At 63.4% G+C, this 13,302-nt stretch carries 9 protein-coding genes; 7 read left to right on the forward strand and 2 right to left on the reverse strand.

What is annotated here, in order from left to right; genetic code table 11:
* Positions 1 to 256 precede the first annotated feature (256 nt).
* Both FQ668_RS16165 and FQ668_RS16170 read right to left on the reverse strand, forming a co-directional pair.
* Positions 257 to 1,708, reverse strand: a complete 1,452-nt coding sequence (locus tag FQ668_RS16165) for a HAMP domain-containing sensor histidine kinase (RefSeq protein ID WP_014590829.1) — start codon at positions 1,706 to 1,708, stop codon at positions 257 to 259.
* A 174-nt stretch (positions 1,709 to 1,882) separates the two neighbouring features.
* On the reverse strand, positions 1,883 to 2,476 hold the full coding sequence (locus FQ668_RS16170; protein ID WP_014590828.1) for a lytic transglycosylase domain-containing protein: 594 nt from the start codon (positions 2,474 to 2,476) through the stop codon (positions 1,883 to 1,885).
* Positions 2,477 to 2,661: 185 nt separating this feature from the next.
* Between FQ668_RS16170 and gspG the strand changes: the two genes are divergently transcribed.
* From gspG to FQ668_RS16205, 7 genes are all read left to right on the forward strand, one after another.
* Complete coding sequence (gspG, locus tag FQ668_RS16175; protein ID WP_003253843.1) at positions 2,662 to 3,087, forward strand: type II secretion system major pseudopilin GspG; 426 nt, start codon at positions 2,662 to 2,664, stop codon at positions 3,085 to 3,087.
* Positions 3,088 to 3,098: 11 nt separating this feature from the next.
* Positions 3,099 to 4,289, forward strand: coding sequence for a type II secretion system F family protein (locus tag FQ668_RS16180; protein WP_019437524.1), 1,191 nt, complete (start codon positions 3,099 to 3,101; stop codon positions 4,287 to 4,289).
* A gap of 191 nt (positions 4,290 to 4,480) precedes the next feature.
* The gene (gene mexE, locus FQ668_RS16185) at positions 4,481 to 5,722 is read left to right on the forward strand and encodes a multidrug efflux RND transporter periplasmic adaptor subunit MexE (protein ID WP_003253847.1); all 1,242 of its coding nucleotides are present in this window, start codon (positions 4,481 to 4,483) and stop codon (positions 5,720 to 5,722) included.
* Between the two features lie 12 nt (positions 5,723 to 5,734).
* Positions 5,735 to 8,914 (forward strand): efflux RND transporter permease subunit, encoded by a 3,180-nt coding sequence (locus FQ668_RS16190; protein WP_003253849.1) that lies wholly within the window; start codon positions 5,735 to 5,737, stop codon positions 8,912 to 8,914.
* Positions 8,911 to 10,326, forward strand: coding sequence for an efflux transporter outer membrane subunit (locus FQ668_RS16195; protein ID WP_019437523.1), 1,416 nt, complete (start codon positions 8,911 to 8,913; stop codon positions 10,324 to 10,326). The genes FQ668_RS16190 and FQ668_RS16195 overlap by 4 nt, the downstream gene beginning before the upstream one ends.
* A 224-nt stretch (positions 10,327 to 10,550) precedes the next feature.
* Positions 10,551 to 11,606, forward strand: coding sequence for a tetratricopeptide repeat protein (locus FQ668_RS16200; protein ID WP_014590825.1), 1,056 nt, complete (start codon positions 10,551 to 10,553; stop codon positions 11,604 to 11,606).
* 78 nt (positions 11,607 to 11,684) lie between these two features.
* Complete coding sequence (locus FQ668_RS16205) at positions 11,685 to 13,301, forward strand: response regulator (protein WP_019437521.1); 1,617 nt, start codon at positions 11,685 to 11,687, stop codon at positions 13,299 to 13,301.
* Position 13,302: the final 1 nt, after the last annotated feature.

Raw genomic sequence — 13,302 nt, forward strand, 5'->3', positions numbered from 1 at the left:
GCAGCAGCCACTGGGTAGCAATCCACCTGGGCAGTCGCAGCTGCCATTTGTCGCGTGTCGCGCTTCACAAACTTCGCTGCAAAAACTTGGCCAGCAGAAAAATGCTAAATTAAAACCTTTATTTTTCAGCAGGTTGCCAGAACTTATTAAACGTGATCAGAGGAAGATCCCCCACATTTGGGTGATTTTCACCCAAAACCGTAAATCCTTTACATATCAACATCTTACTAAACTATATTGATGTCATTTGACGTACTCAGGCCAGTCGGAAGCTTAACGAAACCCTCGTGCCATGGCCTTCGCTGCTGCTGAGCCGGACCGTACCGCCGAAACGTTCCATGATGCGTTTCACCAGCACCAACCCCACCCCCAGTCCACCCTGTTTGGTGGTAAAGAACGGCCGAAAAGCCATACGCTGCTGCTCTTCGTTCATGCCCTTGCCATTGTCGGACAAACGCAAGGTCAAGCTGCGCCGGTTGTGACGTACCACCTCGATACGCAACCGCCCGCCCTGCTCCATCGACTCCAGGGCATTGGCGATCAGGCTACTGAACACCTGGCGCAGCAATACCGGGTGCCCCAACACTTGCACGGCCGGTAACGGTTGCAGGTCCAGGCTTACTCCGCCGCGCGCCAGTGGCACAGCGTAGGTCTGCAGGCTTTCCTGCAACGCCTGCGGCAAGTCCACCGCCAACGCCTCGTCGTTCAGCGGCCGCAGTGACTGCAGCATCTGGCGGATCCACTGCGACATGCGATCGACCTGGCTGATGATATCGTTGACTTGGCGTTGCGCCGGGCCTTCGTCGAACGCCAGGGCCAGTTCGGCACTTGAGCGGATGCTGGCCAGCGGGTTGCGCAGGCTATGGGCCACCGCCGAAGACACCTCACCCAGTGCCACGTAGGTTTCGCTGCTGATCAGGCGTTTCTGCTGCACCGCCAGCAGCCGTGCAGCGCGGTGCATGATGCCGTAAAGGCCGACATAGACCAGTGCAGCGCCGACGGTTATGGCCAACCAGATCAGGACCAGGCCATGCTCGATGCGTGCGATCAGGTCATGGGGCTCTTTATAGATCTCGACCATCGCTGTGACCTGCTCGCCATCGGCATCGAACAGCGGAATATAGTTCTCGATCAATAGCTGCCGGGGCGGGATGATGAACTTCTGCTCGGAGCGGGCCTGTTCGAAATTCTGGTAGCTGGCCGAAACCCGCATCTTGTACTCGAAAGCCCGATTCAAGTCTTCGTCGCCTTCAATCAGCTTGCCGATCAGTGCCGGGTTGGTGGACCAGATCACTGTATGGTCCAAAGCATAAATATTGGCCAGCAACATATCGGGCAGGTGAGCGATATGGTCAAGGAACTCGCCGCGGGCCTTGCGCCGGGCTTGCGGGTCGACGTCGGGCAAGTTATTGCGGTCTGTGCGCGGGTCGAGCAGTTCGCCCATGGTCCGCACATTGGGGATCGACACATGGCGCACTTCGGCATCGGCGATGGAGGTGATGAACTGTGCGGTGAGTAACGCATCGCGCTCGACGCTCTCGTCGATGATGAAGCGGCTGGAAATCAACCCCAACCCGGCAGCCACCGAGAGGATGATGGCTAAACTGACCCAGGCATACCAGCGCAGCAGGTTGAATGGCTTGCGCGGGGCGGCCAACTCGCTATCGGCAGGCACGTCAATAGTGTCGGAACGAGGGGCGACGTCCATAACGGACACCTCAGCTGGTCACCTTTAGAAGGTTATAGCCCAGGCTTGGGGAAACCATGGTATTAAATTGATGGCATCCGCCGAAGGGTATTTGACCCCTCCTCACTTCGCCTACCCGAAACAGCCTGAAGGTGGTGCAGACCCTGTGGGAATGCGTGAGCTGCAAGCCAGTCGTTACAAAGGCGAATCGTCAGCCAACCCTTGCAACTTGCGATACTCCCGCAACACCGTGGGCACATAGCGCCGGGTCTCGGCAAACGGCGGCACGGCACCGCGCCGCAGCACAGCATCCGGGCCGGCGTTGTAGGCCGCCACGGCCAAGGTGATGTCATTGTCGAACAGGGTGAGCATCTGCTTGAGGTAGCGTGCCCCGCCTTGCACATTGTCTTCCGGGTCGAGGCGGTCTTGCACCCCCATCTCGCGGGCGGTGTCCGGCATCAGTTGCATCAACCCCACTGCACCCGCCCGCGAACGGGCTTTGGGGTTGTAGCCGGACTCGGCTTTGATCACTGCATGCAGCAGCGCCGGCGGTAGGTTGTGGACACGCGCAGCCGTGGCGACTACCTCGGCGTAAGGGCGGCCGGTGATCATCTGCGCTTTGACCGGCCCACCCTGGGCCAGCGGCTCGTTGATCACCTTCTCGTAGTGTCGCCCGGGTCGATGGACATTGGTCAGTACGTAGCCACCCTTGGCATCGATTGAGATGTACACATCGGCCTGGGCAGCACCTGCCGCCAGCCAGATCAAACCAAGGATGAGTCCACGCATGCCGGTCGCCTCTTCGTCGTGGCCCCCGATGTGGGGGAAATGCCCCGGAAAACCCGAGGACAGTCACCACGACGCAAGCACTGTGCCGCTTCCTGTGCCGCATGACGCAAGGCCCCGAGGCAGACGTGCACGGCTGTTGCATGGTGCCTGTCAACGCTTGTTCCCATGCAGTGGAGGGTTTCACCATGCAGCGCAGAACCAACCCGCAACGTGGCTTCACTCTGCTTGAACTCCTGGTGGTCCTGGTGGTACTCGGCCTGCTGGCCGGCATCGTCGCACCCAAGTACTTCAGTCAGCTCGGCCGCTCCGAGGCCAAGGTAGCGCGGGCGCAGATCGAGGGGCTGAGCAAGGCCCTGGACTTGTATCGCCTGGAGGTCGGCCACTACCCCAACAGCGAACAAGGCTTGCAGGCGCTGGTGGTCGCGCCCAGTGGCGAGGCTCGCTGGACCGGCCCGTACCTGCAGAAGGCCGTGCCGCAAGATCCGTGGGGCCGCCCTTATATCTACCGGCAACCCGGTGAGAACGGCGGTGAGTACGACCTGCTGTCGATGGGCAAGGACGGCCAGCCGGGCGGCGATGGCGAAAACGCCGAAATCACCAGTTGGCAGTAAGGAGAGCGGCCATGCGCTACAGCCTCAAGGCCCTGGGTAGGCAGGGCGTGGTGCAGTTGCAGATCGACGCCGAGGACGCCGACCAGGCCCGCCGCCAGGCCGAAGACCAAGGCCTGCGTGTGCTCAGCCTGCGCAGCAGCAGCGGCGCCCTGCGCGGCATGGCCTGGCGCCGTGAGGCGGCATTCGACCTGGTGTTGTTCAGCCAGGAACTGTCAACCTTGCTCAATGCCGGCCTGCCGCTGATCGACGCACTGGAAAGCCTGGCGGAGAAGAGCCCGGCCGCGACAGCGCGCAAGGTGCTCGCCGAGCTGGTGCGCCAGCTGTACGAGGGCCGCTCGCTGTCCCAGGCGCTGGGCCAGCAACCGCGGGTTTTCCCGCCGTTGTATGTGGCGCTGGTGCAGTCCAGCGAACGCACCGGTGCTCTGGGCGACGCCCTCACCCGCTATATCAGCTATCGTCAGCGCCTGGACCTGGTCCGGCAGAAGCTGGTGGGTGCCTCGGTCTACCCGTTACTGCTGTTGCTGGTGGGAGGCGGTGTGGTGCTGTTCCTGCTCGGATATGTGGTGCCGCGTTTCAGCCAGGTGTTCGAGGGCATGGGCACCGAGCTACCCTGGCTGTCACGGGTGCTGATGCAGGTCGGCCTGTTTCTGCATGCCCAGCAAGCGCCACTGGCGCTGGGCACCGTCGGTGGGGTCGCGGCGCTTTGGCTGCTACGCCGGCACCCGCGTGTACGCTATTGGGCCTCCTGCCAACTGCGGCGTCTGCCCGCACTGCACCAGCGCCTGATGATGTACGAGCTGGCGCGTTTCTATCGCTCGCTGGGCATTCTGCTGCAAGGCGGCATCCCCATCCTCACCGCCATGGGCATGGCCCGCGGCCTGCTCGGCAACGCAGCAGCGCAGGGCCTGGAGCAGGCCAGCCAGCGCGTGGGCGAAGGGCTGCCCCTTTCCGATGCACTGGCCGCTGGGCACCTGGTGACGCCGGTATCCCTGCGCCTGCTGCGCGCTGGCGAGCAGTCTGGCAACCTGGGCGAGATGCTGGAGCGCTGCGCCGACTTCCATGACCAGGAAATCGGCCGCTGGGTGGAATGGTTCGTCAAACTGTTCGAACCGCTGCTGATGACCTTCATCGGCCTGCTGATCGGCCTGATCGTGATCCTTATGTACATGCCGATATTCGAGCTGGCCTCAAGTATTCACTGAATGGCCAGGCCCAGGCTTTCGCGTAACCCGGAGCCCGCGCAGGCGGTGTTCTGCGCCCAACCCTGGCCGCCATCGATAGTTGATCCCCACTTATCATTCAGCGTGATATTAACCTTCGTCCCGTTCGATTCGTGCCTCGCGCGCAACACACTCACACTCCGCCCACTACTAATACTTTGGCGGAGTTCTCCATGGAACAATCACTCAAACCTTTGCGCTTCCCCCTCGCTGCCCTGGCAGTGGTGGTGATCAGCGCTTGCGGTCGAACCCCCGACGCCGTGCAGGCTCCCGCCGCGCCCAAGGTAAGTGTGGCCAAGGTGATCGAACAACCGATCACCGAATGGGACGAGTTCACCGGCCGCCTCGAAGCCCCGGAAACCGTCGAAGTGCGCCCGCGGGTCTCCGGCCAGATCGACCAGGTCGCCTTCACCGAAGGCGCCCAGGTCAAGAAAGGCGACCTGCTGTTCCAGATCGACCCGCGCCCGTTCCAGGCTGAAGTCCGCCGCCTCGAAGCCCAACTGCAACAGGCCAAGGCCACCGCCATCCGCAGCGCCAACGAAGCCCGCCGTGGCGAGCGCCTGCGTGATAGCAACGCCATCTCCGCCGAACTGGCCGAATCGCGCAGCAGTGCCGCCGCCGAAGCCCGTGCCGGCGTCGATGCGATCCAGGCCCAGCTCGACCTGGCACGCCTGAACCTCAGCTTCACCCGCGTCACCGCGCCCATCAGCGGCCGTGTCAGCCGCGCCGAGTTCACCGCCGGCAACATCGTTACCGCCGATGTCACCCCGCTGACCAGTGTGGTGTCCACCGACAAGGTCTACGCCTACTTCGACGCCGACGAGCGCGTGTACCTCAAGTACACCCAGCTGGCCCGTGAAGGCCAGCGGAGCCAGAGCACCCCGGTATACCTGGGCCTGACCAACGAAAGCGGCAACCCGCATCTGGGCCAGATGAACTTCGTCGACAACCAGGTCAACCCGCGCACCGGCACCATCCGCGGCCGCGCGGTATTCGACAACAGCAACGGCCAGTTCACCCCGGGCCTGTATGCGCGCCTGAAGCTGGTCGGCAGCGCCCAGTACGACGCCATGCTGATCAACGACGAAGCCGTGGGTACCGACCTTGGCAAGAAGTTTGTGCTGGTCATGGACAAGGACAACAAAGCCACCTATCGCGCCGTGGAACTGGGGCCAAAGCTGGAAGGCTTGCGCATCGTGCGCAGCGGCCTGGGCAAGGACGACCGCATCGTGGTCAAGGGCCTGCAGCGCGTGCGCCCTGGTTCGCCGGTAACCCCGGAAGAAACACAGATGGCCAGCGAGCAAACCCTCGCCGCCCTCGCCCAGCAGCGTCAGGCCCTGGAGGCCAGCAACCCGGCGCCGAAGGTGGCGGGCAACAACGTGAAAGTCGCCAGCGCCCAGGCGCCACGCGGTTAAGGGACCCTACCGATGAACTTCTCGAAATTCTTCATTACCCGGCCGATCTTTGCCGCGGTGCTGTCGCTGGTGCTGCTGATCGCGGGTTCTATCTCGCTGTTCCAGCTGCCGATCAGCGAATACCCCGAAGTGGTACCGCCCACCGTGGTGGTGCGCGCCAACTTCCCCGGCGCCAACCCCAAGGTCATCGGTGAAACCGTTGCCGCGCCACTGGAGCAGGCCATTACCGGTGTGGAGAACATGCTGTACATGTCCTCCCAATCCACTGCGGACGGCAAGCTGACGCTGACTATCACCTTCGCCCTGGGTACCGATCTGGACAACGCCCAGGTGCAGGTGCAGAACCGCGTGACCCGCACCCAGCCCAAGCTGCCCGAGGAAGTGACCCGTATCGGTATCACCGTCGACAAGGCCTCGCCTGACCTGACCATGGTCGTGCACCTGACCTCGCCGGACAACCGCTACGACATGCTCTACCTGTCCAACTACGCCATCCTCAACATCAAGGACGAACTGGCGCGCCTGGGCGGCGTAGGCGACGTGCAGCTGTTTGGCATGGGCGACTACTCGCTGCGCGTCTGGCTGGACCCGAACAAGACCGCTTCGCGCAACCTGACGGCCAGTGATGTGGTCGCGGCAATCCGCGAGCAGAACCGCCAGGTGGCAGCCGGCCAGCTGGGCGCGCCGCCTGCCCCAGGCTCGACCAGTTTCCAGCTGTCGATCAATACCCAGGGCCGTCTGGTCAACGAGGAAGAGTTCGAAAACATCATCATCCGCGCCGGTGCCGATGGCGAGATCACCCGCCTGAAAGATATCGCCCGGGTCGAACTCGGCTCCAGCCAGTACGCCCTGCGCTCGCTGCTGAACAACCAGCCGGCGGTGGCCATCCCGATCTTCCAGCGCCCAGGCTCCAACGCCATCGAGATCTCCGACGAAGTGCGGGCGAAAATGGCCGAGCTGAAAAAGGACTTCCCGGAAGGGATGGACTACAGCATCGTCTATGACCCGACCATCTTCGTGCGCGGCTCCATCGAAGCGGTGGTGCACACCCTGTTCGAAGCCCTGGTGCTGGTGGTGCTGGTGGTGATCCTGTTCCTGCAGACCTGGCGCGCCTCGATCATCCCGCTGCTGGCTGTGCCGGTCTCGCTGATCGGTACCTTCGCGGTCATGCACCTGTTCGGTTTTTCCCTCAACGCGCTGTCGTTATTCGGGCTGGTGCTTGCCATCGGTATTGTGGTGGACGATGCCATCGTCGTGGTGGAGAACGTCGAACGTAACATCGGGCTGGGCCTCAAACCGCTGGAAGCCACGCAAAAAGCCATGAGCGAAGTGACCGGGCCGATCATCGCCACCGCCCTGGTGCTGTGCGCGGTGTTCGTACCTGCAGCGTTCATTTCCGGCCTGACCGGGCAGTTCTACAAGCAGTTCGCCCTGACCATCGCCATCTCGACCGTCATTTCGGCGTTCAACTCGCTGACCCTGTCGCCAGCCTTGGCCGCGGTGCTACTCAAGGACCATCACGCCCCCAAGGACCGTTTCTCACGGTTCCTCGACAAGCTGCTGGGCAGCTGGCTGTTCTCCCCTTTCAACCGCTTCTTCGACCGGGCCAGCCACAGCTACGTCGGTGGCGTGCGCCGCGTCATCCGCTCCAGCGGCATCGCCCTGTTCGTGTATGCCGGCCTGATGGGCCTGACCTACCTCGGCTTCTCGTCCACGCCGACCGGTTTCGTGCCGGCCCAGGACAAGCAGTACCTGGTGGCCTTCGCCCAGCTGCCGGACGCGGCCAGCCTCGACCGTACCGAAGCGGTGATCAAGCGCATGAGCGAAATCGCCCTCAAGCAGCCTGGCGTGGCCGACTCGGTAGCCTTCCCGGGCCTGTCGATCAACGGTTTCACCAACAGCCCTAACAGCGGCATCGTGTTCACCCCGCTCAAGCCATTCGATGAGCGCAAGGACCCGAGCCAGTCGGCGGCAGCCATCGCAGCCGCGCTGAATGCCCAGTTCGCCGACATCCAGGACGCTTACATCGCGATCTTCCCACCGCCGCCGGTACAGGGCCTGGGCACGATTGGCGGCTTCCGTCTGCAAATCGAAGACCGTGGCAACCTGGGTTACGAAGCGCTGTACAAGGAAACCCAGAACATCATCGCCAAGAGCCACAATGTCCCGGAGCTGGCAGGCCTGTTTACCAGCTACCAGGTCAACGTGCCACAAGTCGATGCCGCCATCGACCGGGAAAAGGCCAAGACCCACGGTGTGGCGATCACCGACATCTTCGACACCCTGCAGGTTTACCTGGGTTCACTGTACACCAACGACTTCAACCGCTTTGGCCGCACTTACCAGGTCAACGTCCAGGCCGAGCAGCAGTTCCGCCTTGATGCCGAGCAGATCGGTCAACTGAAGGTGCGCAACAACCTTGGCGAGATGATCCCGCTGGCGACCTTCCTCAAGGTCAGCGACACCTCCGGGCCGGACCGGGTCATGCACTATAACGGCTTCATCACTGCCGAGATCAACGGCGCTGCCGCCCCGGGCTACAGCTCTGGTCAGGCGGAAGCTGCGATCGAGAAGTTACTGAAAGAGGAACTGCCCAACGGCATGACCTTCGAGTGGACCGACCTGACCTACCAGCAGATCCTCTCGGGCAATACCGCATTGCTGGTGTTCCCGCTGTGCGTGCTGCTGGCGTTCCTGGTGCTGGCCGCCCAGTACGAAAGCTGGAGCCTGCCGCTGGCGGTGATCCTGATCGTGCCGATGACCCTGCTGTCGGCCATCACCGGTGTGATCGTATCGGGTGGCGACAACAACATCTTCACCCAGATCGGCCTGATCGTACTGGTTGGCCTGGCGTGCAAGAACGCGATCCTGATCGTCGAGTTCGCCAAGGACGAACAGGCCAAGGGCCTCGATCCGCTGGCTGCGGTGCTGGAAGCCTGCCGCCTGCGTCTGCGGCCGATCCTGATGACCTCGATCGCCTTCATCATGGGTGTGGTGCCCCTGGTGTTCAGCTCCGGTGCAGGTTCGGAAATGCGCCATGCCATGGGTGTGGCGGTGTTCTCGGGGATGATCGGCGTGACCGTGTTCGGCCTGTTCCTGACCCCGGTGTTCTTCTTCCTGATCCGCCGTTTCGTCGAGCGTCGCCAGGCCCGCAAGGCTGAACACGCTCAAGTGCTGGAGAACCATGCATGAACCTGCTCAAACCCTTGACCCCAAGCCTGCTGGCACTGGCCCTGGCGGCCTGTGCGGTAGGCCCGGACTACCAGGCGCCAGCCACCGAACCTGCACAACTGGGCAGCGATGTGCAGGCCAGGGCCTACGACCGTAGCCGCTTCGAGAGCCTGTGGTGGAAGCAGTTCGACGACCCGGTGCTGAACCAGCTGGTGCAGGCTTCGCTGGACGGCAACCGTGACTTGCGCGTGGCTTTCGCCCGCCTGAAGTCCGCTCGCTCGATTCGAGAAGATGCCGAGAACGACCCGTTCCCGGTGGTTACCAGCCGTGCCAGCAGCGACATCGGTAAGGGTCAGATCCCCGGCCAGACCACCGAACGGGTCAATAGTGAGCGCTACGACCTGGGCCTGGACATGGCCTGGGAACTTGACCTGTTCGGGCGCATCCAGCGCCAGATCGAAGCCAGCGAAGCCCAGGAAGCAGTGGCCGCCGCCGACCTGCAACAGTTGCAGGTCAGCCTGATCGCCGAACTGGTCGATGCCTACGGGCAACTGCGCGGTGCCCAGTTGCGCGAGAAGATCGCCCTGGCCAACCTGAAGACCCAGCAGGAATCGCGCACCATCACCGAAACCCTGCGCGATGCGGGCGTGGGCAATGACCTCGACGTGGTGCGCGCCGATGCGCGCCTGGCCGGGGTCGAAGCCACCGTGCCGCAACTGCAAGCCGAACAGGCACGAGCGCGGCATCGCATCGCCACCCTGCTCGGCCAGCGCCCTGACGCGCTCAGCGTAGACCTGTCGCCCAAGGCCCTGCCGGCCATCGCCAAGGCGCTGCCGGTCGGTGACCCGGGTGAGCTGCTGCGCCGCCGCCCGGACATCCGCAGCGCCGAGCGCCAGCTGGCGGCCGCCACCGCCAACGTTGGCGTGGCCACCGCCGACCTGTTCCCCCGCGTCAGCCTCAGTGGCTTCCTCGGCTTTACCGCCGCACGCGGCTCGCAGATCGGCTCGTCGGCGGCCAACGCCTGGGCGCTGGGCCCGAGCATCACCTGGGCGGCCTTCGACCTGGGCAGCGTGCGGGCCCGCCTGCGCGGCGCCAAGGCCGATGCCGAAGGGGCACTGGCCAACTACGAACAGCAGGTGCTGCTGGCACTGGAAGAGTCGGCCAACGCCTTCAGCGATTACGACAAGACCCAGCAGCGTCTGCTGTCGCTGATGCGCCAGAGCGACGCCAGCCGCAAGGCTGCAGAACTGGCCTCGATTCGATATCGCGAGGGTACCGTGGACTACCTGGTACTGCTCGATGCCGAACGTGAGCGGCTAAGTGCTGAAGATGCACAAGCTCAGGGTGAAGTCGACCTTTATCGCGGCATCGTTTCGATCTACAAGGCCCTGGGTGGCGGCTGGCAACCGGAGACAGTGGCCAGCGCACACTGATTCCACTGTCTCAACGACTCCTTTGGTTGGCTCCTCCCCCAACCGTTTGCCCCGCAGGCCATGGCCCGCGGGGCTTTTTTATGTTTGCCATCGTATTCACCCCAATACGCAGTGCATGGAATGCCACCTCAGGCCTGGCGCCAGGCGAGCGGCGTGCCCGGTTCGGTTGCATTTACCCCCCGGCTGGCCCAAGCTCTGCCCTTCCCGCCCCCACGGATCGTCCGATGCCCCGACGCAACCGCTACCTGATCGCCCTGCTGTTGTCGATTCTGGTATCGGCCCTGTTCGGCTACCTGTGGCGCGACGCCCCGCCAACCCCGCCGACCTTGCCAGCACACAGCTACGCCAAGGCGCTGCGCCAGGCCCACGACGGCCAACCCGGTGCCGCACGGGTGCTGTACCAGCAATTGCAACGTACCGACCTGCCTGCGATCCGCCGTGCGGCGCTGTACGCCGAGTTGCCCAACTACCCCTCGCCGCAGGCGTTGAAACTGGCCCGCCAGGACCTGGAACATGCCGAGCCGCTGGTGCGTCGAGCGGCCATTGCCAGTATCCGCCGCCTGTTACCGCCAGCACAGCGCAGCCTGGTACTCGGCCCGCTGCTGGACGACAGTGAGCAAAGCGTGCGTTTTGCCGCCGTGGATGCCCTGCTGGGCCTCGATCCCGACGCCATCGGCCTCTATTTCGGCCCCCTGCAGTCAGCCCTGGAGCAATACCAGCAAGCCCTCGAGCAACAGCCTGAAGATGCCGACGCCCAAGTGCACCTGGCGCGGCTGTACCTGCACGAAAACGACTACACGCACGCTGCTGTGGCCTTGCAACGTGCGCTCGCGGTTGCCCCAGGCAACCTCGATGCCCTGGCGACTCAGGTACGCCTGCTCGAGCGCCAGGGCCACCACGACGCCTCCCGCCAGGTGCTGGGCAAAGCCCTGGCGCTGAGCCCCGACTCGGCCTTTCTGCAGTATGAGCTAGGGCTTTGGCTGAAGCGCCACGAACAGCGCGAGTACGCCTTGCTGGCCCTGTCCCGCGCCGTCGAACTAGACCCGGACAACGCCGATTACCGTTACACCCTGGCGGTCACCCTGCATGAGCTGGACCAGCTCGACGCCGCCCAGAAGCAACTGGAAACCGTGCTCAATCGCCAACCAGCCAATCGCCGGGCGCGGGTGCTGCTGATCCAGTACTGGAAAGAGTCCGGCCAACTGCAGAACGTGCAAGTATCGCTAGCCGAGCTGGAGCGCCAGAACCCGGACGACCCTGCGCTGCAACAGGGCCTGTAGGCAGTGCCTGGATTCAGTTGAACCCTGAGCCTGTGCCAGGGTCCAGTGGGTATCAGGCCACCCTAAAGGAGAGTCGTTTTGGCCAGTTCGTTGGCGCTGGATGAACGTGCCTTGATCCTCGCACCGCCACAACTGGCGGCGGATACCTCACGTCTGCTGACTTCCGCCGGCATCAACAGCCTCTGCGCGGTCGACCTGGCCAACCTGCAGGCGCGTCTGACCGAAGGTGCAGGCTTGGCGATCATTGCCGAGCAGGTGTTCAGCCAAGGCCCAAGCGCCTTGCTGCAGTCATTCATCGACCAGCAACCGAGCTGGTCGGATTTGCCCATCGTGCTGCTGAGCCAGAGCACCTGGTCGCCCGCTGGCGTGAGTCATCATCCGGTGGGCAATCTGCTATGGCTGGTCGCGCCCTACGAAAATGCCCAGTTACTGCACATGACACGGTCCGCGCTGCGCAACCGGCGGCGACAGTACGTTACACGTGATCAACTCCATGGCCTGCAGCAGCGCCTGGACAGCCGGCCTTCAACGCCGGAAGAAGAGCAGGACCGCGGTGAATTCGCCCGCTGCCAGGCACGCAAGATGGAGGCCATCGGCCAACTGGCCGGCGGCGTGGCGCATGACTTCAACAACCTGCTCACCAGCATCAGCGGCAGCTTTGAACTTATCCAGCGGCGGCTGAGCCAAGGCCGCGGCGAGGGACTGGATGGCGTTCTGTACATGGGCCGCGAGGCCGTTTCACGCGCCGCCCGCCTGACCCACCGCCTGCTTGCCTTCTCTTCCCGCCAATCGCTGCACAGCCAACGTATAGACCTGCCTACCTTGCTCAAGACAGAGCGCCTCGAAGCTTGCCTGAGCCCGTCGATAACCCTGCAAGTGCAAGCGGCCAAAGACCTGTGGCCTGTGGAGGCGGATGACCAGCAGTTGCAAGAAGCCCTCGGCAACCTGCTGCTCAATGCCAGCGAGGCCATGCCCAACGGTGGCCTGCTGCGCATCGAGGCGAACAATCATCACATCGCCACCGAGCAAACTGCTGACGGCGCTTTGCGCACTGGCGACTATGTGCGACTGCGAATCACCGACAACGGCCAAGGCATGGCGCAAAGCACGCTGGAGCACGCCTTCGAACCGTTCTTCAGCACCAAGGCGACCGGCCAGGGCATTGGCCTGGGGTTGTCGATGGTGTACGGCTTCAGCAAGCAGTCCCATGGGCATATCACCCTCAGCAGCGAGATTGGCCAGGGAACCCAGGTGGAGCTGTATTTGCCACGCCATGTCGACCAGGCCCTGCCATCCAGCGAGCCTGTGCCGCCAAGGCAAGATGGCTGCAGCCGACAGGTGCTGATTGTCGAGGACGATCCCCATGTGCGCCAACTGCTCTGCCAGGCGCTGTGCGAAAACGGCTTCCCCTGCCAAAGCGCAGCCGACGCCAGCGAGGGACTGAAGGTGCTGCGCTCGGCACAACCGGTGGATTTGCTGATCACCGATGTCGGCTTGCCCGGCATGAACGGCCGGCAACTGGCAGAAATTGCCCGCAGCCTGCGGCCTCGATTACCGGTGCTGTTCATCACCGGTTACGCGGAAACGGCCATGGCCCGCGAAGGCTTCCTGGGCGCAGGCATGCACCTGATCTGCAAGCCCTTCGAGTTGCAGCAGTTGCAGGCGCGAGTGACACAGATTCTAGGCAAGCCTTGAA

The sequence above is a fragment of the Pseudomonas sp. Kh14 genome (assembly GCF_900291005.1).
In the GTDB taxonomy this organism is placed as follows: Bacteria; Pseudomonadota; Gammaproteobacteria; order Pseudomonadales; family Pseudomonadaceae; genus Aquipseudomonas; species Aquipseudomonas alloputida.

What these genes read in the sequence shown, in the direction of transcription:
- FQ668_RS16165 (WP_014590829.1), bottom strand. Translation starts at nt 1,708, where the DNA reads ATGGACGTCGCCCCTCGTTCCGACACTATTGACGTGCCTGCCGATAGC.
- FQ668_RS16170 (WP_014590828.1), bottom strand. Translation starts at nt 2,476, where the DNA reads ATGCGTGGACTCATCCTTGGTTTGATCTGGCTGGCGGCAGGTGCTGCC.
- gspG (WP_003253843.1), top strand. Translation starts at nt 2,662, where the DNA reads ATGCAGCGCAGAACCAACCCGCAACGTGGCTTCACTCTGCTTGAACTC.
- FQ668_RS16180 (WP_019437524.1), top strand. Translation starts at nt 3,099, where the DNA reads ATGCGCTACAGCCTCAAGGCCCTGGGTAGGCAGGGCGTGGTGCAGTTG.
- mexE (WP_003253847.1), top strand. Translation starts at nt 4,481, where the DNA reads ATGGAACAATCACTCAAACCTTTGCGCTTCCCCCTCGCTGCCCTGGCA.
- FQ668_RS16190 (WP_003253849.1), top strand. Translation starts at nt 5,735, where the DNA reads ATGAACTTCTCGAAATTCTTCATTACCCGGCCGATCTTTGCCGCGGTG.
- FQ668_RS16195 (WP_019437523.1), top strand. Translation starts at nt 8,911, where the DNA reads ATGAACCTGCTCAAACCCTTGACCCCAAGCCTGCTGGCACTGGCCCTG.
- FQ668_RS16200 (WP_014590825.1), top strand. Translation starts at nt 10,551, where the DNA reads ATGCCCCGACGCAACCGCTACCTGATCGCCCTGCTGTTGTCGATTCTG.